Raw genomic sequence first — 25,359 nt, 5'->3', positions numbered from 1 at the left:
CTAGGCATCGGCGACTTCGTCGCAAACTTGAGGGAGTTTTCAGATGAACAAAACACGTATGCTGCTGTATGCGCTTCTCGCCACGACCGCGGTGGGTGCGAGCCCCTGCGCTTACGCGCAGACCGTGGGAACAGTGTGGGATTCCTCGCAGCTTCCGGAAACACGAGGCACGGTCAGACAGTACACGCTTACCCCGCGCGGCGACGTCGACGGCCTGATTCTGATCGACGGTACGGAAGTCAAGCTGCCGCCGCATCTCACTGGGCAGATCGTCTTCGCTATCCGGCCGGGCGACGCGGTTTCGATCCGGGGGCTGCGCGCACGCGCCATTCCGCTGATCGATGCAACGGCGATCACGAATGTCGCGACCGGCAAGAGCGTCGTCGACAACGGACCGCCGGGCGGCGGCCGCGATCGCGGCGGGGACACACAAGCCGTCAGCGGCAGGATTGCCTCGACCTTGCACGGCAAGCGGGGTGAAGTGAATGGGGCGCTGCTCGAGGACGGCACCGTGCTCCGCCTTTCCCCACCCGAGGCAGAGCGCTTCGAAGGGTGGCTGCGGCCGGGACAAATGGTTTCCGTCCGCGGCGACATGCTCGATACCGCACTTGGCAGGGTGATCGACGTGCGCGCACTCGGTAGCTCGCCGGATCAGATGACCGAACTCGCCGGGCCTCGTCCGCCACGAGGCCCCAAGGACGGCCCCGACCGGCCCGGTCCGCCTCCCCCGCCGCCCGGCTTTGGGCCGCCTGCCCCGCCGCGGGGCTGATCACACCGGCAAGTCGCACTCAACAGACCAAACAGGAGACACTGATGCACTGGATTGACCCCGAGAGCCTGCCGGAAGTCGCCGGCACTGTCGAACGCTTCATCCTCAATTCTCATGGCGAGGTCGATGGCTTTGTCATGCAGGACTACAAACACGCGCCCATCCTCGTTCACACGCCCCCGCACCTGGAAGACGAGCTCACCCGCCATGTGAAGATCGGCGGAAAGGTCGGCGTGCGCGGCGTGCGGCCGCGCAGCGCGAAGCTCATTGCGGCAGTGGCCGTTAGTGCCGAGAACGGAGCGCAGATCATTGATAAGGGTCCGCCTCACGACCGCAAATCCCGCAAGCCGGACCATCGAAAAATGAAGGTCGAAGGAATCGTGCGGCTCTCGCTGTTCGGTCCGAAGGGCGACCTTCGCGGCGCGCTTCTGACCGACGGCGACATTCTGTGCATCGGTCCGAAGGAGGCCGAGCGGATTGCCGTACTGCTCGCGCCGGGCGCAAGAGTTGCCGCGAGCGGCGATGGCGTTGAGACCGGGCACGGTCGCGTCATCGCGGTGGGAGCGATCGGCATCGCAATGGATGAGCTTCGGCCGGTCGAGAGGCCGAAGCCCAAGCATCCTAAGCACGATCACGCGGCACACGGCTAAAGCCGGCATGCCCGTCGGGAGAAGATGCCGGAATCACCTCGAGGTTTGCCAAATGGCGCAAAGAGCCAATCAGAACCGACAAGCAAACCACGCGCTTGATGCCGCCAACTTCTTCCTCGCCGACGTTCGCGATGGGCTGGGGCCCTATCTCGCGATCTATCTCTTGACCGAGCAAAAATGGGATGAAGCCCGGATCGGCATGGTGATGTCAATCGCTGGCCTTGCTGGTGTCGTCGCGCAGACACCGGCGGGCGCGCTAATCGACACAACGAAAGCCAAGCGCCTCGTTATGGTGACTGCCGCCCTGGTCGTAACGTTGGCGTCGCTGTTGTTGCCGATGTTTCCGAGCTTTTGGGCGGTCGCGATCTCGCAAGGCGCTGCGCACGCGGCGGGCGTGATCTTCCCGCCAGCGATTGCCGCCGTGTCGCTGGGTGTCGTCGGCCATCGTGCCTTTACCGCGCGGATCGGCCGCAATGAGACTTTCAATCACGCCGGCAATGCTACGGCCGCCGCGATCGCAGGTCTTTCGGCCTACCTGTTCGGTCCGACCGTCGTTTTCTACCTTCTGGCCATGATGTCGCTCGCTAGCATCGTAAGCGTATGGGCGATACCGGAAAGCGCCATCGACCATGACCTCGCGCGCGGGCTGCACGACGTCGGGCCTGGGACCGCGCAGGTGCAAGACCAACCAGCCGGGCTAAACGTCCTCCTGACTTGCCGGCCGCTGCTGATCTTCGCAGTCTGCGTAACGCTTTTCCACCTGTCGAATGCAGCGATGCTGCCCCTCGTGGGCCAGAAGCTTGCGCTTCAGGACAAGAATCTCGGCACCAGCCTGATGTCGGCCTGCATCATTGCGGCTCAGATCATGATGGTGCCGATGGCGATGTTGGTCGGTGCGAAAGCCGATGACTGGGGTCACAGGCGGCTTTTCCTCGCCGCGCTCCTGATCTTGCCCATCCGTGGCGCGCTTTACACCCTGTCGGACAATCCCGCTTGGCTCGTCGGGGTGCAACTTCTCGACGGCGTCGGAGCTGGAATTTTCGGCGCTATCTTTCCGGTCATCGTCGCCGATCTCATGCGCAACACCGGGCGGTTCAACGTCGCGCAAGGCGCGGTCATCACGGCACAGAGCATAGGCGCGGCGCTCTCGACATCGCTTTCGGGACTGGTCGTCGTCGGGGCGGGCTATAGCGCAGCTTTCCTCACGCTCGGCGCGGTGGCGGCCATTGGAGCGGCGATTTGCTTCCTGACCTTGCCGGAAACTCGCAATTTTAGTCGAAGGTCGCGTCGTTGGCAGCGGGTGGCGGGATCGACCACCGGCGTCGCGGCGGAGTAGTCACCACATCCATCGAGGTCTCCTTTGCTAGTCGCTGCGTACCAAACAACCATCGCCTCGAGCATCATCATCCTGGCTACCGCGGGGGTCGTCGTCAGGCCGTTTCGCCTGCCAGAAGCCATCTGGTCGTTGGCCGGCGCCGTTGCGCTGGTGCTCTTTGGGCTTCTGCCCTGGGACGGCGCGCTCGATGGAATCCGCAAGGGTCTCGACGTTTATCTATTCCTAACCGGCATGATGCTGATCGCGGAACTCGCCCGGCAAGAGGGCCTGTTCGACTACCTTGCGGGGCTCGCGGTCGAATACGCGCGGGGCTCGCCGCAGCGGCTCTTCCTGCTGGTTTACCTGGTTGGCACGATCGTCACGGTCCTGCTGTCAAACGACGCCACAGCCATCGTGCTGACGCCCGCGGTATATGCGGCAACCCGTGCCGCAGGGGCTTCGCCACTGCCCTATCTGTTCGTCTGCGCCTTCATCGCCAATGCGGCGAGCTTCGTGCTGCCGATCTCGAACCCCGCCAATCTGGTGGTGTTCGGCGAACGCATGCCGCATCTGGCAGAATGGTTGCGCCAGTTCGCGCTGCCTTCCGTGGCGTCGATCGCGGTCACCTATGTCGTGCTGCGGCTGACTCAGCACCGCGCGCTGAAAGCCGAAAACATTGAACGCCGGGTGACGCACGCCCGGCTCAGCCGGGGCGGTCGGCTGACCGCCTGCGGTATCGCCACCATCGGCATCGTGCTCATCGGGGCCTCCGCGCTCGACGTTCGATTGGGATTGCCGACGTTCATCTGCGGGGTGGCCACGACTGTCGCCGTGCTCTTGCTGAGCCGTCAATCACCGTGGCCCGTGTTGAAGGGTGTTTCCTGGAGTGTTCTGCCGCTGGTGGCCGGCCTGTTCGTGATGGTGGAAGCCCTGACGCGCATCGGTGCGATCTCGCATCTAAGTGAGATGCTTCGCGGCTCGGTCGACCATTCCGTAGCAAAGTCGGCATGGGCAGTGGGCATCGCCACTAGCATCGCCGACAATATCGCGAATAATCTGCCGGTCGGCCTGGTCGCAGGATCGGTAGCGACCAACGATCACCTTCCTGCATCCGTGATGAGCGCAATGCTGATCGGCGTTGATCTCGGACCCAACCTGTCGGTCACGGGTTCACTCGCCACCATCCTCTGGCTGGTGGCCCTGCGCCGGGAGAAGATGGATGTCAGCGCCTGGCGCTTCCTGCGGCTCGGTCTGTTGGTGGCGCCGCCAGCGCTGCTCGCCGCTTTGGCCGCCGCGATCTGGTGAGTGGTCAAGTGCTCGCCAAACCAACCGCGCCTTCGCACCAAAAACCGACAACTACCGGAAAAACCGTGCTCGCCGAGGAAAGGGTGCCATCGATTGTTCAACCATGGTCTGACACCCTTCGAGCCCAGTCGGATGCTATCCCCAGCTATCATCACTCAACATCTTCGCCACTAGGACAGCAACTCTGTCATCGGAACAGAACAGTCGTTCGAGGAACGGTCTGATGGTAGCGGGACGATATGCCGAATCCCGTGCAGCGCGTTCCCCGCACACATTAATGCCCCGGCTAAAACAGTTCGATCGGATTGCCCGACGGATCGTCGAGCAGAAGTTGCGAACCGCCTACCCCTTTCAGTATTTCGTTACGAAAGCCCAGCCCGCTTGTGCGCAGTCGATTTGCTTCCGCCTCGATATCGCTAACCGTAAGCAGGATCCGGTTCCAGCCACCGGGGACCGGACGCCGGCCATCCGGCATGGGGCGCGCTCCGGAGCTACCTTGACCGCTCAGCAACAATCGAAGGCCTTCGCGGATAACGGAGGCAAAGGCCGGCCGAGCATCCTGCTCTAACGTGAAGCCGAGATGCGTGACGTAGAATTCAATCGACGCGGCGACGTCATCCACAATGTAGCGGACGCTTACGTTTTTCATTTTGGCCTCCTTTCAGGCGCAGACATATTGCCCCATCATCCCGGCATCCTCGTGCTCAAGAATGTGACAGTGATACATGAAAGGATGCTCCCGCGTCGCGGGGTGATTGAAGGCAACCAAAAGTGCGGCCTTGTCCTCGACGAGAACCACATCCTTCCACCCCGCTAGATGAGCAGGAGGTGGCGCGCCCGCCAGCGACAGAATCCGAAATGACGCGCCGTGCACATGAAACGGATGAGCCATGCCGACCGAGACGATTTCCCAGGCTTCAAGTGTGCCAAGCTGGGTCTCGGCGTCAATACGGGCCAGATCATGGGTCTTGCCGTTGATGCACATGCCGGGCAGCATGCCCATTTCCGTCGGTCGTTGACCTCCGCATATCCCGCTGTCCAGCACGAACTGGCGGCGGCGAACGGCCTTGGCTGAATCGGCTGCAGCAGGCTCAACTAGATGCGTCGGAAAATCTCTTACTGTTGCCGCCGCCGCCGTCGGTTCAAAGCGCAGGATCGAGACAAACGCGGCGCTCCCGTCCGGCGACACCGCGCCAAAGATACCCATGAGTGTGTCAGGGCCGGTCTCAAGCATGACTGGTTTGCGGTCGGCGAAATCGACTAGGATTTCGAATCGTTCCGCGGGAGAAATTCTGAGCTGCTTCACCGCGACCGGCGCTGAAAGGAATCCGGCGTCTGACGCTATGACACGAAACTCGCGACCGTCGCTGAACCGCAGGTCGAAATTTTGCGCGTTGGCTGCATTGAGAATTCGTAGCCGCACCAAACTGCATGGGACCTGGGCGACGGGACGAACCACGCCATTGACGATGATGGTGCTGCCCCGGCTGCCATACTGGATCGTTTGAGGATCGGGATCGCGATCGTACAAAAGCGACCCGTCGGTATCGAACGATCGATCCTGAATGATTATGGATAAATCGTCCAACCCGTATGTGTGCGGCAGACCGAGGCTGATGTCCGAGCCGTCGTCGACAATGATCAGTCCGGTGAGACCCATATAGATTTGCCGGGCCGTGTCATGGTGCAGATGGGGATGAAACCATGCAGTTGAAGCTGGCTGTTCAATCCTGAGTCTCGGGCGCCACATACTGCCCGACTTGATGATCTGATGCGGTCCGCCATCAACATTCCCGGGCACCAGAAGCCCGTGCCAATGGACTGTCGTATCAACGTCAAGCGCATTCTCGATCGTCATCTCCACCTCATCGCCACGGCGCAGGCGGATGACCGGTCCGAGGACGGGTCCCGAATAGCCATAGGAGCGTGTCGGCTTGCCCTTGAGGTAGGAATGCCGTCCGGACGCGACCTTCAGTTTTACTGCGTTGCCTTGCTTGGCCGCATCGATCAGCAGAGGAATGGGCAAGCGCGTGTTGAAGCGCACCGACTCGCTTTGCGCGACGTGAGCGCCGATGACTCCGCCGACGAGACCGCCCGATACGATTGCGGCAGATCCATTTGTAAATTGGCGTCGGGTCAGCATCGATTGCAGAACTCGCCTCTATTCCATTCGAACCAACGTGACGATGAGATGGTACCACATAAGGGGCCATCAGCATTTTGGGCGCACTATTGGGGAGCGGCCAGTAAACGTCTCGTGCTTTGACTGACGGTATCGGAAACCGATAATGATGGCAGATGTTTCTTCGCCTGACGAGGGAGAAAGCAGGATGACATCCTCCGCCGACCGGCTGCCCCAGCACTCAGTCGATCACCGTTTTTTGCGGGAAACGCGCTTCAGTCGTCGAGCACTGTTGCTGGGAGCCGGTACTGCGGGTTTGGCAGCGGTCGCGAACCGGTCTTGCTGCGCACAAGCTGCGCAGAGCTCTGCCGATCATACCATCCGGATTGCCCCTATCTCTCTGGAAATAGGGCCGAGCAGGGTCATCCAGACCACAGGCTACAACAATACGGTTCCGGGACCGCCGCTCCGACTAAAAGAGGGCATGCCAGTAACCATCAATGTCATCAACGATTCCGGCTATCCCAACCTGATCCACTGGCACGGGCTGTTCGTCCCGCCGCTTCAGGACGGCGCCATCGAAGAGGGGTCGCCGATCATCGCGCCCGGGGAGTCGCTGCTCTACAGCTTCGCACCCAAACCCTCGGGCACGCGATGGTACCACAGCCACGCCATGGCGATGACGGACCTCAATCGCAGCACGTATTCCGGCGAGTTCGGCTTCCTCATTATCGATCCAGCGGCGGGCGATCGCGGTCGATACGACCGCGAGGTCATGCTCGCCGCCCATCATTGGGAAGGCTCCTGGGTGAGTATGCAGGACATGCACAAGGGGCCGCCACCCGATAACGGGTTGGAGGCTATGTATCGTTCGGCTACTCTCGGCGATCGGATGCTGGGGCACGGTGAGCCAATCCGTGTGCGCCAGGGCGAGCGGGTGCTGTTCCGAATGCTGAACGCCAGCGGCAGCATGGGCATTTCACTGGCGCTGTCGGGACATCGGTTCACCGTTATCGCACTGGACGGCAATCCCGTGCCCGCGCCAACAACCGTGGATGTGTTGAAGATGGACGTGGCCGAGCGTGCGGACGTCATCGTTGAAATGAACAATCCCGGCGTTTGGGTTTTTGGATCGACAGACGATGATGACCGCAACATGGGTATGGGCGTTGTCGTCGAGTACGAAAATCGAAGCGGAGGCCCGGTCTGGTCTCCTCTCTCCAAAGCGGCATGGGACTACACCGCCTTTGGTCGGAGCAATCCGGCCGCGGCGCCGGACGAGACCATCAATCTGAAGTTCGAGAAAATCCCGGGAGGCCGTGGCGGCTACAACCGCTGGACCATTAACGGCAAATCCTGGCCCAATACCAATCCGTTATTCAAAGTGCAGCGCGGCAAGCGCTATCGCCTGGTTATGAACAATAACAGCGGCGATGAGCATCCCGTTCACCTGCATCGACATAGTTTCGAGGTCACCAAGGTTGGTGACAAGACCACATCGGGGCTAATGAAGGACACGATCAGCATGCCGCGCTACTCCACCGCGGAGATCGACTTCGTGGCCAATGATCGCGGCGACACACTGTTCCATTGCCATCATCAAGACCACATGGACGAGGGTTTTGCTGGACTGATCACCTATGCGACAACCTGAGCGCCTTAGCGCGACGATGGCTCCTGTCGGTTAGCGATTGCAAACAGAGGCAGGGAGATGAGCTGGGTGGCTACTGCGAACGCGACAAGTGCCCCCCGCGATTGGTCATACAGCAGCCCTGTCGCGACGCTGCCGATCAGCCACCCCACTCCATACCCTGTATAAAACAGACCGAACGCCAGATTGCGTTTGCCTTCGGGCAGCACGCCGGCCACCAGTGCCTTGAGCAACGTGTCCTGCGCTGCGTATCCAATACCCCAGAACACCATTCCGACCAGAACCGCCGAGAACGAGACTGGCGATCACGCCGCATGCCGTCGAAAACGCTAGAAAGACCGGTATCCAGTTTTCGGTGACGATCTTGGCCGTGACCAGGTGATAAGCGACCAGTTCGTAGCTCATCAGCCCGGCCGCGAAGCAGGCTGCCGCTACCATATACAGCCAATAGGATCGACTTAACCCGCCCGCTCGTGCCGTTCTTCCCTCTTCCAGACGCGAAGGAACGGGAAAGTTGATGCGCGCAACGGTCAACGCACCGAGCGTGAACACGCTCGAAACCAAAAGCAGCGCGTAGCCGGTCCGATAATCGCCGTGCAACAAAAGCACCAGCGCCATGATCAGGGGGCCAAGCGTGGCACCCGTCTCATCGAGCGCTGTGTTCACGCCGTACACCCATCCTTTGCCGTGCTTGCCCGTTGTATAGGAGAGCATGGCTTCGACCGTAGGCTTGCGAATGGCACGGCCGATGCGTTCAGCAAGGATGAGAAGGGCAGCGACCTGCCAGTTTCCGGCGAGCGCCATTGCAGGAACGGCGAGCAGGTTGATGGTATAGCCGACAAACGTGACAAGCTAGTAGCGCCCGGTCCTGTCTGCGATATAGCCGGAGACGGAGCGTATGGCGTAGCCCAGAAATTCTCCAAGCCCCGCGGTGATGCTGACGACGGCAGCGCTGGCGCCGAGCGTCGCCATGAACTGGCCGTTGATGGCCCCACCGCCCTCATAGGTCATGTCGCCGAACAGGTTCACGACCCCCATTGTCAGCACGAAGTTGAAGGCGGACGACGAACTGAGGCCCGATCTGACCATGGCGCGCTATTCCTTCCTCAGCCAATCGACCGACCACGGCCCGGCACCGACAATGGCTAGGTAGATGCAGCCGAGCAACATTGTGAGATCGGCGCGCGCTTCGTGCATCATGCTCCAGAAACCGGTGCGCTTGATGTCGCTGGCGATGTGAAACATCCCGACATCATGTCCGAGCAGGATCGGAAGCTTGGTCGAGATCAGGGCCACGATCATGATGATGATCAGCGGAATTGCCGCGAGACGGGTGAAGAACCCAATGATGATGAGCAAGCCGCATACGGTCTCGACGACGCCGACAAAAGGCCCCATCAAATCGGGGAAGGGAATCCCGATCTTGGCAAAGCGTCCCGTTCCCAGAAGATCCGGGAATGCCAGCTTCTGAATCCCTTCCGGCAGGAAGACAATGCCGACCAGAAGCCGCACCAGGATGGTCCAGCCGGAAACGTTGGTGCTGGAAAGGTCAGCCGACCTGATCGTCATTTTCAGTGCCGCCAACGCGGTGTGAATAGGGCGAGATCGTTTATGCGGTCTTGCGCCAGGCCGCTTCGTTCTTCTTTTCGTAATCGCCGAAAGCCTTGATCAGGCCGCCGAGCACCTCGGCTGAGGTCTCAAACATTGCCTTGAGCTGCGGTTCGTCGACCTTCTGGATGTCTTCCCGCAAATGGGTGACGGTCTCCTGCAGGCGGGTTTTCATCTTCTGGGTGTGATGTTGTGGGTTTCGGTCGGGCGCTGAAGCCATTATCGTTCTCCTTGCGTTACGCTGATGGCGGAAACGCTTGGCGACAGTATCGGTTCCCGATATCGTTGGACGATATTGGGGCCGAATCACATGAATTTGAGCAATGAAATTCGACGATCTCCTCACCGGCTTCATTCGGTTGCATATTCTGCATCACGCCGCGGAACACGAAATCTACGGGCAGTGGATGATCGACGAGTTGGCGCACCACGGCTACCGTCTCAGCCCTGGCACCCTTTACCCGATGCTGCATGCGATGGAACGCAAGGGGTATCTGACGTCGCGCGTGCAGCGCGAGGGACGTATCGCCAGAAAGCTCTACAAGGCAACCAAGCTGGGCAAACAGGGACTGGCGCTCGCCAAAGTCCGGGTTCGCGAGTTCACCGGCGAGGCCATGAAGCACTGACGTTCGTTGCCGGAGCTGCCCGATGAGCCGCGAATCTGCGAAGGGCTCGGTTGCGGAGGTGTTTGCGGCTTTCCTGAAGCTGGGCTTGACATCTTTCGGCGGCCCGATTGCGCACCTCGGCTATTTCCGCCACGAGTTCGTCGAACGCCGCAAATGGCTGGACGAGACGTCCTATGCTGATCTGGTCGCGCTTTGCCAGTTCCTACCGGGCCCGGCCTCCAGCCAGGTCGGCTTTACCCTCGGCATTCAGCGCGGCAACGGACTTTTGGGCGGGCTTGCGGCCTGGTTCGCCTTCACCATGCCTTCGGCGCTGATCCTGTTCGCTCTTGCGATGGGCGCCGCCGTGTTTACGGGGCCGGTTGCTGAAGGTTTTCTGCACGGGCTCAAGCTGGTCGCGGTCGCAGTGGTCGCGCAGGCCATTTGGGGCATGTCGCGAACCCTCACCCCCGATCGCACCCGCGCCGGCATCGCGCTCGCCGCGATTGGGATCGTTGTCATTTTCGCTGGATCGTTCGGGCAGATCGCGGCCATCGCGCTCGGCGCTTGCGCGGGCCTTTGGCTCTGCCGCGGTGAAGCCGCGCCGGTGTTCGGACATCTGAATTTTCCGGTGACCCGGCGCGCAGGCATTATTGCGCTGGTTCTATTCGCCGCACTTTTCTTGATTCCTCCGATCGTCGTGCGCGTGACCGGCGCGCAGGCGCTCGCGCTGTTCGACGCGTTCTACCGATCGGGTGCGCTGGTCTTTGGCGGCGGCCATGTCGTGCTGCCTCTGCTTCAGGCCGAGGTCGTCACGCCGGGATGGGTCAGCAACGAGACGTTTCTGGCAGGTTACGGGCTGGCTCAGGCCGTGCCGGGACCACTCTTCACCTTCGCCGCCTATCTTGGCGCAGTGACCGGTCCTCCGCCGAACGGTTTTGCCGGTGCAGCAATTGCCCTCGTCGCACTGCTCCTTCCAGGCATGCTGCTCGTATATGGCATGTTGCCGTTCTGGGATGCGATGCGCACACGGCCCGCCGCTCAGGCCGCCATGCGCGGCACCAATGCAGCCGTGGTCGGCATTCTCGGTGCGGCGCTCTACAACCCGGTCTGGACCAGTGCGGTTTTGACGCCGCGCGATTTTGCCCTCGCGCTCGCGGGCTTCCTGCTCCTCACAGTTTGGAAGTGGCCGCCCTGGGTCGTGGTGGTGCTTTTGGCGTTTGCCGGTCCCTTGTCACGAATGATCTGAACGTCATGCTCTGTGGAGACTCCATGCCCAGTGACCCCGTAATTGAACCCGCTGCACTTTCCGGTCTCGGCAAGATTCGCCTCCTCGACGTGCGGGACATAACGAGTTTCGAAGCGGGGCATCGGTCAGATGCCGCCCGCGTACCGATCGAAGTCTGGGAAGCTGCGGCGAAATCTGGTGAGGCCTCCTTCGAGAACACTGGCTATTGGAAAACAGCGATAGGTGCTCTGGAGTGGACGGCTCGGTGCCGGCTATCGTCTATGATGATGGGCGCATGACCGAGGCGGCGCGGGTCTGGTTCATTCTGCAATATTTCGGCGCCACGGCGCTCATCCTCAACGGCGGATGGCCGGCGATTCAGAACCGCGAAGGCCTGCGCGGGTTCGTTTCGGAAGCCGCCTGTGACCCAGATGCGGCAACGATCGTTACCCGAATGTGCGGAGACGCTAGCCAACGGTGGCTCCGGTCGCGGGTCTATGCCCGAGACTAGAGCATGACCGGCCGAAGGGCTGGCCGCGCAGACATCATTTCTCAGTCTACCCTGATAGCAGACATCCGGGGGACTAAGGAAAGGGTCCGAAATGGGCCAAGGCGATCCTGTCTTGAGCAAAATTGAACAGGCGGGATTGTCGATGCGGTTCAGTGTGAGGGATGGCCCGGAAAACAGACGCCCTAACCGCTGAAGAGTTCGCTTCGCTGCTTGTGGTTGGCAATGTGCCCCCAAACGGCCGCGCGCCCATAATCCCCGCCGCACACAGTGATCGGCTCATTGCTTTGGGCTACATGGTCTTTCTAGCGGGTAGACTGCGAATGACCACAAACGGCCGCGTTCGGATATACGCGGGGCAACTCGCGGCTGCCTGGGGCCTACTATTTTGGTGGCTGTAGCCCGGGCGATCTCAGCCATCGCTTATGTGAGAGCCGGTTTCGGCTTGGCGGGCCTCGCGGAGAGCGGCTTCACGTACAGGTCCGTGGTGCAGGAGTTCGGCTTCTTCGCGGAGGCGTTTGGCTTCTTCGGCAACGCGTTCTTCAAGGGAAACGGTTTGCTTAAATCGTCGGCGCGTCTGCATGGGCACTACCTCGGGTCATAACCGTGTGGTTTGAATTCCGATTCCTAATATGCCGATGAGCGGCCTTCAGTTCCGAAGTGAACATTTCAAATCAGGCCACCGTGATTTTCAAACTAGGCCACTGAGGTCGGAAACAGGCCAGCGCCCGCCCTGTGTATGGGAACATAGCGTCGGCACGTTTCAAGAACAGACTAAGAAAGTCAGCTCTGGGTCTTGAGCGGCGGTTTGGCGCTCGGCCGCAAACTTCCGGTCTGCCCTTATGAACCGACATGTAGCTGCATCGAGTCAACGGAAGCGATGAGCACAACAGCCGACATCTCCAAACATCGCAACAAGGGAACCACAAGGTCCATTCTCAACCGAAAATGAAATAGAGAACGTAGAGCGAGTAGCCGATCACAAGGAGGCCCATGACTACTGAAAGCCAGAATAGAAGTTTGTCATCATTCATTGACGATCTACCGGCGGATTAAACCCTTGGCGAGACGGCGAAGCGCAATAGAGCCGATTCCGACGAACAACGGGAGCAGACCGTCAGATCTCCCCGCTTTGGGTCGAAACAAGCCGAATAGCGGCAGGACCTTCTATGTTGACGCTAACATATTCCTGCGCGGCCGAAATGAGACCTTCCACGGCGGATTTATTGTATGAGGAATGCTTCGGATTTAGATGCAAGCCAGTTTCTACGATCATTGCTTGGGTAACCCCGGAGGGCAGAATCTCGATTGCAAACGATACAAAAGATACGTGGGGAGCTTTGAAAGACATTTGAGCTGCTTTCACTGACGTCGAACGTAGGTCGCGCCCCAGCCAAGGCCGAGTGTGGCGGCGACAAGCGAACCGAAGAGTACGCCCAGTTTCGCCGCCCTCAATAATCCTTGATCGGAGAAGGCGAGCATCGAGATGAAGATCGACATGGTAAAACCGATACCAGCCAGCAGGCCGACCAGACAGACGCCACCCCACGTAACTCCAGGAGCCAGGCGACACCAGCCCAGTCGTACCGCGATCCAAGTCGCGCCGACAACGCCAAGCGGTTTCCCAGCAACCAGAGCAAGCGCAGTGCCAATCATCACCAGATGGCCCCCTGCGGAGAGATCAGCGCCCGTTAAGCTGACGCCGGCATTCGCGAGAGCGAAGATCGGCATGACACCGTAAGCCACCCACGGATGCATTGCCATCTGCACCCGTGACACCGGCGGCAATAACTCGCGGTGAGCTACGCGAAGGTCTCGCAGCGGTTGCTCCAACAGGTGCGGATCCCTTGCCTTCACCGCATCGCTGCTTCGCAACTGTTTCAGCACTCGCGACACGACTTCCAGCGGCGGCTCCCGCATAGGTATGGCGCGTGCCGGAGTGATTAGCCCGAGCACGACACCTGCAAGGGTTGGATGGATCCCAGCTATCATGAACCCAATCCAAACCAAAGAGCCGGGCAGTATGTAAAACGGCGCGGAACCGATGCCGATCCGCTGAAATCCTAAAGCCGCGAGAACGCCAATTGACGCGATGATGAAACCGCCAGGCTGAAGACTGGCGGTGTAGAAGAGGGCAATGATCAGTACGGCAATGATGTCGTCGATGATTGCCAGAGCAAGTAGGAAGACCCGCACATTGACCGGGATCGTTCGTCCAAGCAGCGCGAGCACCCCGACGGCAAAGGCGATGTCTGTCGCGGTTGGCACGGCCCAGCCTTGCCCTCTAGCCGGATCGCTGTTGAGGCTCAGATAGATGAGCGCCGGAACGATGACGCCACCAGTCGCGGCGACCAGCGGCAGAATGGCTTGGTCGAGTCTGCTCAGTGCGCCTTCATAGACCTCGCGCCGAATCTCCATGCCCACGACGAGGAAGAAGACTGTCATCAGCGCGTCGTTGACCCAGAAATGCAGCGACCGGGAAAAAACGTACTCGCCGACACCGATTGTGAGCGGAAGGTCCCAAAACGCGTAATAGCTATGAGCGAACGGAGAATTGGCCCAGATTAGTGCAGCGGCGGCGGCAACGAGAAGCGCGGCACCGCTGAGGGCCTCGACATGCAGGAACCGATGAAGGGTGCTGAGGGCCTGTTCCGCGAGCCGCTGGGGTTTCGGCAGATCGTCAAATGAAGGGCTATCATTCATGGGGCGCACGCCTTCCGCGTGGCGGCCCGACCATCGCTCAGCCTGTCGCTGCTCCATGCAGCGAGCACCCGAACGCCGTTATACATGGCGATGGCGACAATTCAACCTCGCAGGAGTGATCGGTCAGCAATGTCTGTTCTGGGTGTGCGCCGTGACAAGGCGGCGCTTTCCAGTGGGTGCGAACCCCACCCGGCAACCGCTCCAGCCGGAAGCAATCGGAGCAGTCATGGAGGTAACGAAGTGGCTGAAGCCTTCGATTAGCGTGTCACGAATTGGTGATAGCGCGAGTGTGCAGGCCGTAACGCGAGTGAACGCTGAGCAATCCTCGAAAAGGACGATGCGCAGGCCGACCCGACAACCCTTTCGGGGAAGGCTGATACGGCTGGGTGAAGCAGAGCGAAGAGTACGCCCAGCCGCTGCGCCGGGGTAGTGGCGACAGCATGTACACAAGGAAAGCGTACGCAACACGGGAAGCCCCATGGCGTGGTCAGCAATGACCAACCGGAAGCCCGCGAGGGACAGACTGGGCGCCTTTGGTTCGAATCTTTGACGCGCAGACACCCAGTCCCTGAACTTAGTCTCCCTGGCTTTTCGTTTGAGCGCGTGCGGCAAGTGCCGCACCGGGCTCCCGTGTTGGGGTGGACGGCCCCCTTCCGCCACAGTGCGTGGCAAGATGAGGTCGTCCCTGACCCCAAACGAAGGAGCCGCCCGTGGAAACGATTGTTCGTATCGGTTTGGATACGTCAAAGAGTGTATTTCAGCTGCATGGCGTTGACGGGACGGAGCAGCCGGTTTTACCGCGTAAGTTGAGGCGCGGACAGGTTTTGGAGTTCTTCAGTCGTTTGCCGCCCGTGCTTGTCGCACTGGAGGCTTGCGGGGCGTCGCACTATTGGGCGCGGGAGCTGCAATCGCTCGGGCATGAGGTGGCGATGATTCCGCCGCAATATGTCAAACCGTATGTGCAGCGCGGAAAATCCGACGCTGCGGACGCCGAGGCGATTTGCGAGGTGGCAAGCCGGCCGAAACTGCGCAAGAACTTTGTGCCTGTCAAAAGCCCCGAGCAGCAAGGTGCACAGATGCTGGCGCGCGTGCGCAACCAGTTCATCGGCAGGCGAACCCAACTCGCCAACTCGATCCGCGGCTACGCTGCGGAGTTCGGCTTTACAGCGCCCAAGGGGCTTTCGTGGCTCCAACAATTGCTGATCGACATTCGGGCTGACGCGACAGTCCCCGAGTTGACGAAGGAGTTGGTGGACGCTTTGGCAACAGAACTGGCGCGCGTCGATGACCCGATCGCCAAGCTCGACAAGAAGCTCATGCAATTACACCGGAGTAACGAGATGAGCCGACGGCTGGCGGCTATCCCGGGCGTTGGTCCGATCGGCGCGACGCTGCTGTCGATCAAGGTCGTGGATGCACGCGGGTTCAAGTCGGCAAGAAATTTTGCTGTGAATCGGCGTCGAACTGAGCCCCTTGAACTAACGCCGATAATCCTTTGTGGCGAATAGGGGAATCTATGTTGGGGTGGGGGTCCCGATCGGCGCCGACGGTGACCCCATCTCGACCGGCGTTTGTTAATTGCCTTCAAAACGTTACTGCCGATACCTGCAACGGCCTGACCCCTGCGCCGAATCACACCCACAACGGATGGTCGCGTTGCGCTTGCGCAACGATCGTGGAAGGACAGCCTGGAAAAGCCAACAGAGGAGCAGAGATACGCCCGCGCGCCCACGAGCTTTGGGAGGCTGCCGGCAAACCGAGGGGCAACAGAACCAGTTCTGGTTTGAAGCTGAGCGTGAGCTCAGACAGCCGGATCCCGCGCTCAACCTTGATGAGAAATCCGGCACCTTCACCGAATGACGAGAGCGCCGCTTAGCGCAATTCGCGCCGCAGGCGCCACATTAAGACGGCGACTGCGAACCAGATCAGCGAAGCAGCGGCGAGGCAGAGGGCGGGCGGTGAGTCGGACGCCCGCCACCAGATCACGAGCGCGAAACAAGCAAGGCCCAGGCTTCCCCAGCCGGCCCCGGCGGCATCAAGCGCCGCCGCACTCCTGCCGCGCTCTTCGCCACGCAGGCCCTTTTGTTGCTTGCGCTCGCGCTCATGCTTTTCGATCAAGGTGGCACTCGCGCAGAAGATCGCTGGAAAGGCTAACATTAGCCCGCCGGCCACCGGCCCGGCCCAATCGGCCACAAGGCCCGCCACGACGGTCGCCAGTCCGCCCAATACAAAACGCACGACATATTCGTAAGGCCGTCCCTGCCTTAGCGCAGATAACTTGAAATGGACCACCATGACCATCACCCAATCAGAACTTGCTTGAGGCCTGCCGCCACCGCAAGCCAGATCGCGAGAGCGACGAGGGTGGCCTTCGGCGCGGACCAGTTGGCCCGCATCAGCAACTGACAGACAACAAGACTGTAAGCTGTGAGCGCGAAAGCGCCGAGGACCATCGAGCGACCTTCGATTGCAACGTATTCGCCGCCATGTTTCCAGAATGCAAGGCCCAGCGTCGCGAGCGCAACGGAAGGCGCGGCGCCAAACAATCCCGCAAAGCTCTTGGGGCGCAGTACGTCGCCTATCGCTGCAAACAGCGAGACGACCAAACCGCCAATCAGAAAGCGCAGCGCGTAGTCCACCATTCCCCCGTGCTCTTCGATTCGATGAGCGGCATCTAGCACGATCCTGGCATCAGCATGCTGATCGCCATGCCAACGATACAAAGGGCCATTGCCGCGGTTGATGCCCAGCCGAGCCAGTACAGCCAGCCTTCGACAACAAGCTTTCCCATCACGTCACGCCTCCTGACCAGCAACATCAGCATGGTCATCACGAGCCAGCACCCCGTTGATAACCGCGCTCCAGTAAAGCGCGACCAATGCGGCCCGAAATCTCTTGGATTGCCGCGCCATCAAGGGATAGCTCAGGAGCATCGTCCGCCGATGCCAAAGCCAAGCTGCGCGCCGGCCTGGCTGTAGATACCAATACCTGACGGTTCGTCGTCCAATGCGCCCGTGATCAGCCCGGGACCAAGCCGCTTCAGAAGGCTGCTCTGCGCCTTCATCTCTTTCGCGTCGGATCTTGCCATGTGCTCCTCGGGATTGGGGCAGCCCCAGGAGGGTCCCGTTGGCCACGCCGAGAAGCAGTGAGGGGTTCACCGGTTCGGACTCAACGCTCGATGCGGGACTAGAAATCCCGCGCAGCCTAAGCTCTGGATGCGCTGGTCATATCTGCGCCGGCCCATCCAGCTCGATGGTCCTCGTGTGGTTACTAACTCTAATGGTGCCAGAAGATCGCGAGCAACAGAATGATCGGCAGCGGTACGCCCAACAACCACAACAATGCGCCTCGTCCAAAGCCCATGGCACTCTCCTCAATTGATTTCCTTCGCTTCCAACGCATCCCTCCTGCGCACGGTTCCTGTCAGGGAACGGTTTTCGAGGCTGCTGATTGAAAGACTGAGGGCTCTACCTTTCCGATCGTTTTTTCGGTAATTGCTGCAGGGCGGTAATGTGAGTGTGTGAAGGGAGGCAGAGACAGTCGATGACTGTAAGAGTGCGTCCACTACCCGCCGATATCGAACTCGCGCGCGCGATAGCGCGAAACACCCGTCCGCTGCCGGAACGGATCTCGGCCGCCCTGACGTGGGGAGCAGACGAACATGTTCTGACAGCGCTCGCCCTGGGATGGTGGCTCTGGTCTCGCGCCAAACCGCTCCCACAGCGTCACGCAAGCAATCATGTGCTGCTGACGACGTTCACTACGGTTCTGCTGCCTCACCTTTTGAAAGCGCACTTCGATCAAGTGCGGCCGGACCGGCGCACCGTGCGCGGCCACCTGCATGGTATCCCGCTTTCCGGCCGCGCTCTCGATGCGTTCCCATCGGGCCACGCCGTGCATGTTGGAGCGCTCGCTTCCGCCGCCACGGTCCTGCCGCGCACTACGCGCAATTTTGTGTGGGCCATCGGGGCGGTTCTGGTGTCGACATGCGTGCTCCTGCTGGCCCACTGGGCAAGCGACGTGCTTGCGGGTCTGGCGATGGGGGCCGCGCTCGAGCGCATGCTGCGGCGGTTGATGGGATTTGGCCATCAGGGAAGATCGGGCTAGTCATGGGCCAACTGATCGCATCTCCCGGTCCGCACGCCATTCATCTCTGCATCGACATGCAGGGACTGTTCGCCCCGGGTGCCCCATGGGCAACGCCCTGGATGGAACGTGCGTTACCGCAAGCGCTCAAGCTGACTGCGCATGCCCCGCAGCGCACCGTTTTCACGCGCTTCATTCCGGTCCGCAACAAGGCCGAGGCGCGGGGCGTCTGGAAAGCCTATTACGAGAAATGGGAATGCGTGACACGCGACCAGGTCGATCCGAGGCTGCTTGAGCTCGTGCCTCCTTTGGCGCGCTTCGTGCCGCCTGCCACGGTAATCGATCGCCAAGCCTACTGCGCTTTTTCCAATAGCCGGCTGCAAGCCTTCCTCGATCAGCACCATGTCGAGACATTGATCGTCTCTGGCGGTGAAACCGATGTCTGTGTGCTCGCGACGGTGCTGGCCGCCGTCGATACCGGCTACCGCGTCATCCTGGCGGAGGATGCGCTCTGCAGCTCGTCCGATGAAAGCCACGACGCGCTGATCAATCTCTATACCCGGCGTTTCAGCTTGCAGATCGAGGTGGCACCAGTTGTCAGTATCATTGCGAGCTGGATCGTCGACGACTGACCACGGTTCCCGACGAGAAGTCGACGGGATTTCATCACGAACCGATCGTGATCCAGTATTGCCCATTAGGTATTTGAGAAGCGTGACAGCGCGCAGCTCCGACCGCCGACTGGGTCCTCTCGGGGTACCAAGGGCAACCGTCGGCCTTATCGACGCTTAATTCTGCGTGGCCGGCCGCAGCGGCGCGGCAGTTGCCGTGCAAAGCACGCCGCGTTCCGCTTCATCCGCGATGCGATTGAGGATAGCTGCCTTGGCGCGATCCTGCTCTGCCATGGCAAGCTTTCGGTAACCTAACGCGCGGCTGTGGTCGTTGGATGAACCGTTGGCTGAAAACATGAGATTTACGCACGTAAATAGACCGATCCCACCAAGCTGACAGAAGGCGAAACGTTCCTTCCGAGACCTGAAACAAGTCGCCGGCCTGCATGTTAAGCAGAAATGCCGGACGAACGTACCCGTTTGCTTGAGGAGGCTTCGCGATGTCGGCGTTTGGCTGCATCCATCAATGATCGAGATGCGGCTGCGAAGATCGAGGCGCTGGCTGAGGACTATGAGAGGCGCGCTGCGACGCTCAGCGCTTTCACAGAAGCGAACCACGCAAAGGGTTCGGACGAACCCCGATTGCGGTAAGCATCAGACTGTGTTCAGCAAGCCTACGCCTCTAGCGGGCCAGGCGCCGGATGGCTTTGGCCGCCCGGCCTGGACCATGCCATCCGAGAAATTTCAGCTCCTTGCCCTCAAGCGCATTCGTCGCCCGAAAGAACTGTTCAAGATCGTCGCGCGCATGGGTAGGAAGTTTGCGGATATCCTTGAGATCCGCTTCGAGCGGCGATCGGTCGGGCACCGCAAACACCCGATCGTTTCGCTCTTTCTTGCCTTTGCCTTTTTGTTCGACTTCGAGAATGCCGACCGGGCGACAGCGGAGCACGACACCCGGATAGGTCTGCGCGTCATGCAAGATCAGCACATCCAGCGGATCGCCATCCTCGGCTTTGGTCGAGGGAATGAAGCCCCAATCGTAAGGATAAGTCAGACCTGCCATCAGCGGTTTCGCCGGGGCAAAAACACCAAGCTTGGGATCGAAATCGAGCTTGCACGAGCTGCCCCGTGGCGTTTCGACCACGGCGAAGATGCTGTTGTCGTCGGCCCAACTCGGTAGTTTCGTCAGATCTGTCATGGCAACAGTCGATTACGCCTTTCGCATCGACAATGAGGGCGGGCCTGGCGAAATCGCTTCCGCGAGGCTCTTTGCATCACGCGGCGGTGGACGCTTTCTTGTTCACGCCCTTGCGCAGTGCGACGGTATTGAGCTTGGTGTTCGCCGCCTTCTCTTCGTTCAGATTCGTGGTCAGAAAGCGCACGACATCGTCGTGGCCGAGTTCTTCCGCCCAGGCAATCAGCGTGCCGTAGCGGCATATCTCGTAATGCTCGACGGCTTGCGCGTTCGCGACGATCGCCGCATCAAGCACCGTCTTATCTTCGATCTCGCCGGCTGTCTCGTTCGCTTCCTTGATCAGACCGTCGATCGCCGGACATTGCGTGCCGCTCGGCGCGTTGCCGAGCTTCTCAAAAGCCTTTTCGAGACGCTCGATCTGCTTGTTGGTTTCCTCCAGATGGATATTGAGGCCTGTCACCAGATCGCGGTTGGTCGCCTTCTCGATCATTTTCGGCAGCGCCTTGGTGATCTGTTGCTCGGCGTAATAGATGTCCTGCAAGCCGTGCAGGAGCAGGTCATCCATTGTCTTGATGTCTTTTGTGAAAAATCCCATGGCTTCGCTCCTCGTTCTTAAAGCGAGGGAACGCGCGCGTGCGAACCTTGTTCCTCTGAGCCAATGCTATCACCGGCGGCGCAAGGACTGTCCCTCGCGCGGCTTCCAGATTGGCTAATTTCCCGCCGCAAGAACGAATTAGCGACGGCCTGCCGCGCGGGCAGAAAGGAACCCCCACATGAAGCCGGCGTTTGCCTTTTTGTGGAGTTTTGCATGGTCAGCACCTCGCTATGGATGGATACCGAGATATTGCCGGAGGCGAATGCGCTCAAAGGCAATGTGCATTGTGATGTGGCCGTTGTCGGCTCCGGGGTTGCCGGCATGTCGACCGCCTATGAACTCTTCAAGCGTGGTCAGTCGGTGATCGTCATCGACCGCAAGGGCATCGCGAGCGGCATGACGGCCCGTACCTCGGCGCGTCTTGCGCCGCTTTGCGATGATCTGATGAGCGAATTCAGGAAGCTGCGTGGTGCGGAAATCGCCAAGCTGTTCTACCAAAGTCAGGCGGCGGCCGTCGATCGTATCGAGGAAATCCAGGCGGGCGAAAAGATCGCCTGTGACTTTCGACGTCTGGAAGGGTATCTCTTTCAGGGCCACGGCATGCCGGCCGATGTTCTCGATGAGGAGCTGGAAGCGGTGCGCGAGGTCGGCGCGCCCGTCCACCGCCTAGTCGGCGTTCCACTCGAGGGATGCGAGAATCGCCACGTGCTGCGGTATCCGCGCCAGGCGACCTTCCACCCTCTCAAATATCTCGCCGGCATGGCCGCGGTTTGCGCGACCAGCGGCGTCCGTTTTTTCGCTAACAGCCCGGTCGAAGAGGTTGCCGAACGGGATGGCGCCGTCACGCTCCGAACCGCACAAGGGCAGATCACGGCCGGACACGCCGTGGTCGCGACCAATGCCTCAATTGCCGACCGCTTTCAACTGCATTCCAAGGTCGCTCCTTACCACACTTACGTGCTAGCTTTCGCGATTGCACGGGGCGAACTCCCCGACGCGCTCTATTGGGACACTGAGGATCCTTTATCACTACGTGCGGCTGCAGCCAGGTCCTGACGATCATGATCTCGTCCTTATGGGCGGCGAAGACCGCAAGAGCGGCGAGGCAAATGACGCCGACCAGCGCTTTGCCCGGCTGGAAAGCTGGGCCCGCGAATTGATCCGGGGCCTTGGCAGGGTCACACACCGCTGGTCAGGTCAGGTTCTCGATACCATTGATTATGTGATTATGCCGGCTTCATCGGCCTCGAGCCTGGCAGCCAGCGCATCTACCTCGCGATGGGCGACTCGGGTCAAGGGCTGACGCATGGTGTGATGGGGGCGATGCTGAACACCTCCCTTATTCTCGGCGAGGACAGCCCCTGGAGGTCTGTTTATGCGCCGGATCGTACGCCGCTTGCGGCCGCCAGGAATTTCCTACGCGAGAACCTGACCGTCCCACAAAATCTCGCGGAGTATGTGGCACCCGGTGAAATCACCTCCCTTCGGGAGATCGAGCCGGGTGAGGGTGCAATCTTGCGTCGGGGTTTCGAAAAGATCGCCGCCTACAGGGACAAGGCCGGCGAACTGCACCTTCATTCGGCAAGCTGCACGCATATCGGTTGTCATCTGCACTGGAACAGCTTCGAGTCCTGCTGGGATCGCCATTTAGATTTTGTCGTCAATGATTTCAATGATTTGCGGGCAGTTTTGCCTAACTTCTCTGATGGGTTAGGCAATCTGATATCGAAACCGGCTTGCAGCTTCGCCATCGCCGCAACTGCCAAACCCCTGCGCAGCGGCGCGGCAATAGCGCTCGATTTCGCGGATATCTGTGTGGCCGGTAATGCTCATGATTTCGAGCGCTGTGCTTCCGGATTCAGCCAAGCGATGGCACGCAGCCTTGCGCACACCTTGCGGAGAGGAGCGTGGAGGCAGGCCAGCGTCCGCCGCAGCCTCGCTAATCCAAGCCGAGAATGCTTTCTCGCTGTGCGCTCGGCCGTGAATGGTTGCAATGAAGGCCGGGCCATCCTTCGGGCAGTCGGCAATGTAGCGGGCCAAGTCGGTGTGCACCGGAATGCATAACTCCACATGACCTTGGCTCTTTTTGGTGGTGATGACGAAGCCGTCCTTCGTCAGGTGCTCCCAGCCAAGCCGCACGGCATCGGAGCGGCGCAGGCCGGTATGCAATAGCACCTCGAAGGCAAGCCGTAGCGGTGTGCCGACTTTATAGCGCCCGCGAAACGCGGTGATGTCCTTTTCCGTCCAGGTGCGATGGCCGGTGGTTTTGAGTTTCACGCGCTTGGCGACAACAACCGGGTTATCGCTGCGCATCTCAGCCGATACCGCATAGTCCATCACGGCCTTAAGGCGTTTTCTGAAATTGCTTGCGGCGCTCGGCGTGTCTGCCATCGCGTCAATCAGGTTGTTGACGTGCTTGGCCAGCAATCGGGCCGTCGCCGTGCTTGTCCACGAAACGGTTCAGGACGTTGCGATAAGTGGTTTGCGTGCTCTCGGCCAGCGCCTTGAATTCGGCGCTGCCGTAGTACCCCTTATCCTTGTCGCCGTACCCTTTGACAGCGGCAGCAATCGTGCCGGCCTTGATACGCCGCACCTCCGGCGTTGGCGCGTCGGTGCTCATCGCGGCGCGGTACGCCGTCCAGAATTCGGGCGAATACAACAGCGCGGGCAATGCGAGTTGAGGCTTGCCCGGCCGGCGCAGGTAGACACGGGGTTGCCCATGTCTATCCACCTATTCATTCACATACTTGGGTTTTCGCTGCCGCACGCCTTGTCCCAATAGTCAGATGCGTTGTCATTGGCGGCCGCCGGCTGGGCGCCGCCGAAAATAGAATCCAATTCCCGCCTGTCATACAATACTACACCTAGAATTTGGCGAGGGGCCGGGATTGCACCGGCCTTGCGCTGGGTGTCGAAATGGCTGGGAGAGATTCCGAGGTACCGCGCAGCCTCTGCACGGCGCAGGCCGCGCGGCTGAACGCGGTTGTTATCGTTGGCGGGAATGGGCAAAATCGCGCCCCTGAGTAGTTGCTCTGTAAACCTCGCCGGCTGGAGCCGACGCACTTGCTGGGTTTATACACGGTCGCCTCGAACAAATGCGGCACAAACCGACATTGTAATCGATTTATAACAATTCGTTACTTGCACTCCAAAAAAGTAGAAGGCCCGCGCCGGCTAAGACGCGGGCCGCTGCGGCGTGGCGGGACTGGGGTCAGGCCGCAGCCGGCAAATAGCCCAAACTGAATTTAGGAACCGGTGCCCCGGCGTCGGCATATTAGGAATCGAGAATTCAAACCCCAACGGTTAGGACCCGTAAAGACGAGGGTGTGCCATGCAGCAACGTCGTCGTTTCAAGCAAACCATCTCTCTTGAAGCTCGCCTTGCTAAAGAAGCGAAGCGCCTCCGCGAAGAAGCCAAAGCGCTTCCGCCAGGTCTCGAACGGGATCTCATTCTGAGAAAGGCCAGACAGGCCGAAACCGGCTCGCACCTGAGCGAATGGTTGACCTCGCCGGGATTGCGGCCTCCTGATTGAGATCAGGAAAGCAGGCACGCCTGTTAGCCGGTCATGGCAGAATCATTTGGCAACGCATTTACTGTCGTTGAAGTGACTGCAGACGACACAGAAACCCAGATTTGGATTGCGCTGGCCAAGCCAGGCCAGGCGCTCACATTGGTCCTCGCCGCCGCCTCAGAAGGTTCGACTGCGGAAGTGTTGAATGTTGCCCTGACGCCGAAGCAGCAGAAAATGTTCGAGGAACTCAACCTTCAGCCAGGCGACGTTTACAAGCTGGATGGATGAGGCCCCGAGCCGCCGCTGGAGCGGGCATCCGCGGCCTGCCTCTGATCGCCAAACTTTCTGTGAACCTTCCCTCGCCCCGGTAAGACCCACCTTCTGCCAGGATTTTGCATCGCCTTCCTGGGGCTAAGGCCAGCGCCGTCTGCAATCTTTTCAAGCAGGCGGCGTGGTATTGTTAGGTGTCCAGGTCCTTCGGAACTGATCGCGCCATTCTGCGTTTCGCAGATCGAAGAGATTTGCGAGGGAGCGCAAATGAAGGCCGAGCGACTGTTTCAAATCGCCATCTTTGGTCTGTTCATGTTTTCGGCCATCCTTGCGTCGATGCTGATCTTGAGTCCGTGACGAACTTGGAGGCGGCCGTGATAGTTTTGGTCGTATCGAACCCCGCCGCGTTCTCGGGGCAAGGCAGCATCATCCTGCTCGAATACATAGATGAGAATGCCGCGATGAAAGCGGCTAGAAAGATCGCTCAAGAAACCGGGCGCTCTGTCACGGTGCGCAACGAGGACATGCGCGTGATTGGTACAATACCGGCAGCCTCGACCCGTTGAAGTGCGGCGCTGTCTTGCTGGGACAGTAATAGCCCGCCCCAACGAGTGAGGCGGGCTTCGGCGG

Annotated in this window: 32 protein-coding genes and 2 pseudogenes; 16 read left to right on the top strand and 18 right to left on the bottom strand. The window is 60.2% G+C overall.

Features of this window, described 5'->3' with window-relative positions; translation table 11 throughout:
• Positions 1-43: 43 nt before the first annotated feature.
• The 4 genes from ABIB95_RS23720 to ABIB95_RS23705 are packed head-to-tail and all read left to right on the top strand — an operon-like array spanning position 44 to position 4,039.
• Complete coding sequence (locus ABIB95_RS23720; protein ID WP_354242548.1) at positions 44-769, top strand: hypothetical protein; 726 nt, start codon at positions 44-46, stop codon at positions 767-769.
• Between the two features lie 44 nt (positions 770-813).
• Positions 814-1,419, top strand: a complete 606-nt coding sequence (locus ABIB95_RS23715) for a hypothetical protein (RefSeq protein WP_354121883.1) — start codon at positions 814-816, stop codon at positions 1,417-1,419.
• Between the two features lie 52 nt (positions 1,420-1,471).
• On the top strand, positions 1,472-2,755 hold the full coding sequence (locus tag ABIB95_RS23710; RefSeq protein WP_354121987.1) for an MFS transporter: 1,284 nt from the start codon (positions 1,472-1,474) through the stop codon (positions 2,753-2,755).
• 51 nt (positions 2,756-2,806) lie between these two features.
• Complete coding sequence (locus tag ABIB95_RS23705; protein ID WP_502917865.1) at positions 2,807-4,039, top strand: arsenic transporter; 1,233 nt, start codon at positions 2,807-2,809, stop codon at positions 4,037-4,039.
• A gap of 286 nt (positions 4,040-4,325) precedes the next feature.
• Here the strand turns inward: ABIB95_RS23705 and ABIB95_RS23700 are convergent, their stop codons facing one another.
• Positions 4,326-4,688: a VOC family protein gene (locus ABIB95_RS23700; protein WP_354121885.1), complete on the bottom strand. Its 363-nt coding sequence runs from the start codon at positions 4,686-4,688 to the stop codon at positions 4,326-4,328.
• Positions 4,689-4,700: 12 nt separating this feature from the next.
• A complete protein-coding gene (locus ABIB95_RS23695; protein ID WP_354242543.1) occupies positions 4,701-6,182 on the bottom strand; it encodes a multicopper oxidase domain-containing protein in 1,482 nt (493 codons plus the stop codon).
• Between the two features lie 145 nt (positions 6,183-6,327).
• Here ABIB95_RS23695 and ABIB95_RS23690 point away from each other — a divergent pair, with 145 nt between their 5' ends.
• A complete protein-coding gene (locus tag ABIB95_RS23690; protein WP_354121887.1) occupies positions 6,328-7,815 on the top strand; it encodes a multicopper oxidase family protein in 1,488 nt (495 codons plus the stop codon).
• A gap of 5 nt (positions 7,816-7,820) precedes the next feature.
• Here the strand turns inward: ABIB95_RS23690 and ABIB95_RS23685 are convergent, their stop codons facing one another.
• From ABIB95_RS23685 to ABIB95_RS23670, 4 genes are all read right to left on the bottom strand, one after another.
• Positions 7,821-8,084 carry an MFS transporter gene (locus tag ABIB95_RS23685; RefSeq protein ID WP_354121888.1) on the bottom strand — a complete coding sequence of 88 codons (264 nt, stop codon included), beginning with the start codon at positions 8,082-8,084 and terminating at the stop codon, positions 7,821-7,823.
• Between the two features lie 580 nt (positions 8,085-8,664).
• Complete coding sequence (locus tag ABIB95_RS23680; protein WP_354242540.1) at positions 8,665-8,901, bottom strand: hypothetical protein; 237 nt, start codon at positions 8,899-8,901, stop codon at positions 8,665-8,667.
• A gap of 6 nt (positions 8,902-8,907) precedes the next feature.
• Positions 8,908-9,381, bottom strand: coding sequence for a DoxX family protein (locus ABIB95_RS23675; RefSeq protein ID WP_354121889.1), 474 nt, complete (start codon positions 9,379-9,381; stop codon positions 8,908-8,910).
• Positions 9,382-9,421: 40 nt separating this feature from the next.
• Entirely contained in the window at positions 9,422-9,640 is a 219-nt protein-coding gene (locus tag ABIB95_RS23670; RefSeq protein WP_354121890.1) for a hypothetical protein, read from the bottom strand.
• A gap of 103 nt (positions 9,641-9,743) precedes the next feature.
• On the opposite strand from ABIB95_RS23670, the gene ABIB95_RS23665 reads away from it, so the two are divergent.
• The 3 genes from ABIB95_RS23665 to ABIB95_RS23655 all read left to right on the top strand — a co-directional run bounded on the left by ABIB95_RS23665 (position 9,744) and on the right by ABIB95_RS23655 (position 11,761).
• Entirely contained in the window at positions 9,744-10,046 is a 303-nt protein-coding gene (locus tag ABIB95_RS23665; RefSeq protein ID WP_354121891.1) for a PadR family transcriptional regulator, read from the top strand.
• Positions 10,047-10,068: 22 nt separating this feature from the next.
• Positions 10,069-11,271: a chromate efflux transporter gene (gene chrA, locus ABIB95_RS23660; protein WP_354242537.1), complete on the top strand. Its 1,203-nt coding sequence runs from the start codon at positions 10,069-10,071 to the stop codon at positions 11,269-11,271.
• Positions 11,272-11,503: 232 nt separating this feature from the next.
• Positions 11,504-11,761, top strand: coding sequence for a rhodanese-like domain-containing protein (locus ABIB95_RS23655; RefSeq protein ID WP_354121893.1), 258 nt, complete (start codon positions 11,504-11,506; stop codon positions 11,759-11,761).
• A 380-nt stretch (positions 11,762-12,141) separates the two neighbouring features.
• On the opposite strand, the pseudogene ABIB95_RS23650 reads toward ABIB95_RS23655, so the two are convergent.
• Together ABIB95_RS23650 and nhaA are read right to left on the bottom strand one after the other, a co-directional pair.
• A pseudogene (locus tag ABIB95_RS23650) lies at positions 12,142-12,341 on the bottom strand (hypothetical protein).
• 779 nt (positions 12,342-13,120) lie between these two features.
• Positions 13,121-14,461 carry a Na+/H+ antiporter NhaA gene (gene nhaA, locus ABIB95_RS23645; RefSeq protein WP_354242534.1) on the bottom strand — a complete coding sequence of 447 codons (1,341 nt, stop codon included), beginning with the start codon at positions 14,459-14,461 and terminating at the stop codon, positions 13,121-13,123.
• A gap of 710 nt (positions 14,462-15,171) precedes the next feature.
• On the opposite strand from nhaA, the gene ABIB95_RS23640 reads away from it, so the two are divergent.
• Positions 15,172-15,969 carry an IS110 family RNA-guided transposase gene (locus ABIB95_RS23640; protein ID WP_354121894.1) on the top strand — a complete coding sequence of 266 codons (798 nt, stop codon included), beginning with the start codon at positions 15,172-15,174 and terminating at the stop codon, positions 15,967-15,969.
• A gap of 364 nt (positions 15,970-16,333) precedes the next feature.
• Here ABIB95_RS23640 and ABIB95_RS23635 read toward each other — a convergent pair whose 3' ends face one another.
• The 4 genes and pseudogenes from ABIB95_RS23635 to ABIB95_RS23620 form a co-directional block, all read right to left on the bottom strand.
• Positions 16,334-16,756, bottom strand: coding sequence for a DUF3147 family protein (locus ABIB95_RS23635; RefSeq protein ID WP_354242531.1), 423 nt, complete (start codon positions 16,754-16,756; stop codon positions 16,334-16,336).
• A gap of 5 nt (positions 16,757-16,761) precedes the next feature.
• Positions 16,762-17,103, bottom strand: coding sequence for a DUF3147 family protein (locus ABIB95_RS23630; protein WP_354121896.1), 342 nt, complete (start codon positions 17,101-17,103; stop codon positions 16,762-16,764).
• Positions 17,104-17,135: 32 nt separating this feature from the next.
• On the bottom strand, positions 17,136-17,291 hold the full coding sequence (locus ABIB95_RS23625; RefSeq protein WP_354121897.1) for a hypothetical protein: 156 nt from the start codon (positions 17,289-17,291) through the stop codon (positions 17,136-17,138).
• Positions 17,292-17,332: 41 nt separating this feature from the next.
• A pseudogene (locus tag ABIB95_RS23620) lies at positions 17,333-17,549 on the bottom strand (divalent metal cation transporter); the annotation flags it as partial.
• Positions 17,550-18,004: 455 nt separating this feature from the next.
• Here ABIB95_RS23620 and ABIB95_RS23615 point away from each other — a divergent pair.
• Positions 18,005-18,568, top strand: coding sequence for a phosphatase PAP2 family protein (locus ABIB95_RS23615; RefSeq protein ID WP_354116238.1), 564 nt, complete (start codon positions 18,005-18,007; stop codon positions 18,566-18,568).
• Positions 18,569-18,570: 2 nt separating this feature from the next.
• Positions 18,571-19,179, top strand: a complete 609-nt coding sequence (locus tag ABIB95_RS23610; protein ID WP_354121899.1) for a cysteine hydrolase family protein — start codon at positions 18,571-18,573, stop codon at positions 19,177-19,179.
• Between the two features lie 156 nt (positions 19,180-19,335).
• Here the strand turns inward: ABIB95_RS23610 and ABIB95_RS23605 are convergent, their stop codons facing one another.
• From ABIB95_RS23605 to ABIB95_RS23595, 3 genes are all read right to left on the bottom strand, one after another.
• Positions 19,336-19,515: a hypothetical protein gene (locus ABIB95_RS23605; protein ID WP_354116236.1), complete on the bottom strand. Its 180-nt coding sequence runs from the start codon at positions 19,513-19,515 to the stop codon at positions 19,336-19,338.
• Between the two features lie 325 nt (positions 19,516-19,840).
• Positions 19,841-20,356, bottom strand: a complete 516-nt coding sequence (locus ABIB95_RS23600) for an inorganic diphosphatase (protein WP_354121900.1) — start codon at positions 20,354-20,356, stop codon at positions 19,841-19,843.
• A 76-nt stretch (positions 20,357-20,432) separates the two neighbouring features.
• Positions 20,433-20,948 (bottom strand): YciE/YciF ferroxidase family protein, encoded by a 516-nt coding sequence (locus ABIB95_RS23595; protein ID WP_354121901.1) that lies wholly within the window; start codon positions 20,946-20,948, stop codon positions 20,433-20,435.
• 213 nt (positions 20,949-21,161) lie between these two features.
• Between ABIB95_RS23595 and ABIB95_RS23590 the strand changes: the two genes are divergently transcribed.
• Both ABIB95_RS23590 and ABIB95_RS23585 read left to right on the top strand, forming a co-directional pair.
• A complete protein-coding gene (locus tag ABIB95_RS23590; protein WP_354242527.1) occupies positions 21,162-22,004 on the top strand; it encodes an NAD(P)/FAD-dependent oxidoreductase in 843 nt (280 codons plus the stop codon).
• Between the two features lie 19 nt (positions 22,005-22,023).
• Positions 22,024-22,251 carry a hypothetical protein gene (locus ABIB95_RS23585; RefSeq protein WP_354121903.1) on the top strand — a complete coding sequence of 76 codons (228 nt, stop codon included), beginning with the start codon at positions 22,024-22,026 and terminating at the stop codon, positions 22,249-22,251.
• Positions 22,252-22,658: 407 nt separating this feature from the next.
• Here the strand turns inward: ABIB95_RS23585 and ABIB95_RS23580 are convergent, their stop codons facing one another.
• From ABIB95_RS23580 to ABIB95_RS23570, 3 genes are all read right to left on the bottom strand, one after another.
• The gene (locus ABIB95_RS23580) at positions 22,659-23,375 is read right to left on the bottom strand and encodes a tyrosine-type recombinase/integrase (RefSeq protein ID WP_354121904.1); all 717 of its coding nucleotides are present in this window, start codon (positions 23,373-23,375) and stop codon (positions 22,659-22,661) included.
• The gene (locus ABIB95_RS23575) at positions 23,344-23,619 is read right to left on the bottom strand and encodes a hypothetical protein (RefSeq protein WP_354116232.1); all 276 of its coding nucleotides are present in this window, start codon (positions 23,617-23,619) and stop codon (positions 23,344-23,346) included. The genes ABIB95_RS23580 and ABIB95_RS23575 overlap by 32 nt, the downstream gene beginning before the upstream one ends.
• Before the next feature lie 68 nt (positions 23,620-23,687).
• Positions 23,688-23,957 carry a helix-turn-helix transcriptional regulator gene (locus ABIB95_RS23570; RefSeq protein ID WP_354116231.1) on the bottom strand — a complete coding sequence of 90 codons (270 nt, stop codon included), beginning with the start codon at positions 23,955-23,957 and terminating at the stop codon, positions 23,688-23,690.
• 322 nt (positions 23,958-24,279) lie between these two features.
• Here ABIB95_RS23570 and ABIB95_RS23565 point away from each other — a divergent pair, with 322 nt between their 5' ends.
• The 3 genes from ABIB95_RS23565 to ABIB95_RS23555 all read left to right on the top strand — a co-directional run bounded on the left by ABIB95_RS23565 (position 24,280) and on the right by ABIB95_RS23555 (position 25,295).
• Positions 24,280-24,480 (top strand): hypothetical protein, encoded by a 201-nt coding sequence (locus ABIB95_RS23565; RefSeq protein ID WP_354116230.1) that lies wholly within the window; start codon positions 24,280-24,282, stop codon positions 24,478-24,480.
• Positions 24,481-24,513: 33 nt separating this feature from the next.
• Entirely contained in the window at positions 24,514-24,747 is a 234-nt protein-coding gene (locus ABIB95_RS23560) for a hypothetical protein (protein ID WP_354121905.1), read from the top strand.
• Positions 24,748-25,103: 356 nt separating this feature from the next.
• On the top strand, positions 25,104-25,295 hold the full coding sequence (locus ABIB95_RS23555) for a hypothetical protein (RefSeq protein WP_354121906.1): 192 nt from the start codon (positions 25,104-25,106) through the stop codon (positions 25,293-25,295).
• The last annotated feature ends 64 nt before the right edge of the window (positions 25,296-25,359 follow it).

Origin of the sequence: Bradyrhizobium sp. LA2.1, assembly GCF_040547725.1 — a bacterium.
GTDB lineage: Bacteria > Pseudomonadota > Alphaproteobacteria > Rhizobiales > Xanthobacteraceae > Bradyrhizobium > Bradyrhizobium barranii.
This window is presented reverse-complemented; position numbering and strand designations above follow the sequence as displayed.

Coding starts and splice junctions, on each gene's coding strand:
- ABIB95_RS23595 (WP_354121901.1), bottom strand. CDS start 20,948: ATGGGATTTTTCACAAAAGACATCAAGACAATGGATGACCTGCTCCTG.
- ABIB95_RS23600 (WP_354121900.1), bottom strand. CDS start 20,356: ATGACAGATCTGACGAAACTACCGAGTTGGGCCGACGACAACAGCATC.
- ABIB95_RS23560 (WP_354121905.1), top strand. CDS start 24,514: ATGGCAGAATCATTTGGCAACGCATTTACTGTCGTTGAAGTGACTGCA.
- ABIB95_RS23630 (WP_354121896.1), bottom strand. CDS start 17,103: ATGGTGGACTACGCGCTGCGCTTTCTGATTGGCGGTTTGGTCGTCTCG.
- ABIB95_RS23610 (WP_354121899.1), top strand. CDS start 18,571: ATGGGCCAACTGATCGCATCTCCCGGTCCGCACGCCATTCATCTCTGC.
- ABIB95_RS23680 (WP_354242540.1), bottom strand. CDS start 8,901: ATGGTCAGATCGGGCCTCAGTTCGTCGTCCGCCTTCAACTTCGTGCTG.
- ABIB95_RS23675 (WP_354121889.1), bottom strand. CDS start 9,381: ATGACGATCAGGTCGGCTGACCTTTCCAGCACCAACGTTTCCGGCTGG.
- ABIB95_RS23635 (WP_354242531.1), bottom strand. CDS start 16,756: ATGGTGGTCCATTTCAAGTTATCTGCGCTAAGGCAGGGACGGCCTTAC.
- ABIB95_RS23710 (WP_354121987.1), top strand. CDS start 1,472: ATGGCGCAAAGAGCCAATCAGAACCGACAAGCAAACCACGCGCTTGAT.
- ABIB95_RS23585 (WP_354121903.1), top strand. CDS start 22,024: ATGGGCGGCGAAGACCGCAAGAGCGGCGAGGCAAATGACGCCGACCAG.
- ABIB95_RS23605 (WP_354116236.1), bottom strand. CDS start 19,515: ATGTTTTCAGCCAACGGTTCATCCAACGACCACAGCCGCGCGTTAGGT.
- ABIB95_RS23685 (WP_354121888.1), bottom strand. CDS start 8,084: ATGGTGTTCTGGGGTATTGGATACGCAGCGCAGGACACGTTGCTCAAG.
- ABIB95_RS23665 (WP_354121891.1), top strand. CDS start 9,744: ATGAAATTCGACGATCTCCTCACCGGCTTCATTCGGTTGCATATTCTG.
- ABIB95_RS23670 (WP_354121890.1), bottom strand. CDS start 9,640: ATGGCTTCAGCGCCCGACCGAAACCCACAACATCACACCCAGAAGATG.
- ABIB95_RS23720 (WP_354242548.1), top strand. CDS start 44: ATGAACAAAACACGTATGCTGCTGTATGCGCTTCTCGCCACGACCGCG.
- ABIB95_RS23625 (WP_354121897.1), bottom strand. CDS start 17,291: ATGACCATGCTGATGTTGCTGGTCAGGAGGCGTGACGTGATGGGAAAG.
- ABIB95_RS23615 (WP_354116238.1), top strand. CDS start 18,005: ATGACTGTAAGAGTGCGTCCACTACCCGCCGATATCGAACTCGCGCGC.
- ABIB95_RS23695 (WP_354242543.1), bottom strand. CDS start 6,182: ATGCTGACCCGACGCCAATTTACAAATGGATCTGCCGCAATCGTATCG.
- chrA (WP_354242537.1), top strand. CDS start 10,069: ATGAGCCGCGAATCTGCGAAGGGCTCGGTTGCGGAGGTGTTTGCGGCT.
- ABIB95_RS23590 (WP_354242527.1), top strand. CDS start 21,162: ATGGTCAGCACCTCGCTATGGATGGATACCGAGATATTGCCGGAGGCG.
- ABIB95_RS23700 (WP_354121885.1), bottom strand. CDS start 4,688: ATGAAAAACGTAAGCGTCCGCTACATTGTGGATGACGTCGCCGCGTCG.
- ABIB95_RS23715 (WP_354121883.1), top strand. CDS start 814: ATGCACTGGATTGACCCCGAGAGCCTGCCGGAAGTCGCCGGCACTGTC.
- ABIB95_RS23690 (WP_354121887.1), top strand. CDS start 6,328: ATGATGGCAGATGTTTCTTCGCCTGACGAGGGAGAAAGCAGGATGACA.
- ABIB95_RS23565 (WP_354116230.1), top strand. CDS start 24,280: ATGCAGCAACGTCGTCGTTTCAAGCAAACCATCTCTCTTGAAGCTCGC.
- nhaA (WP_354242534.1), bottom strand. CDS start 14,461: ATGAATGATAGCCCTTCATTTGACGATCTGCCGAAACCCCAGCGGCTC.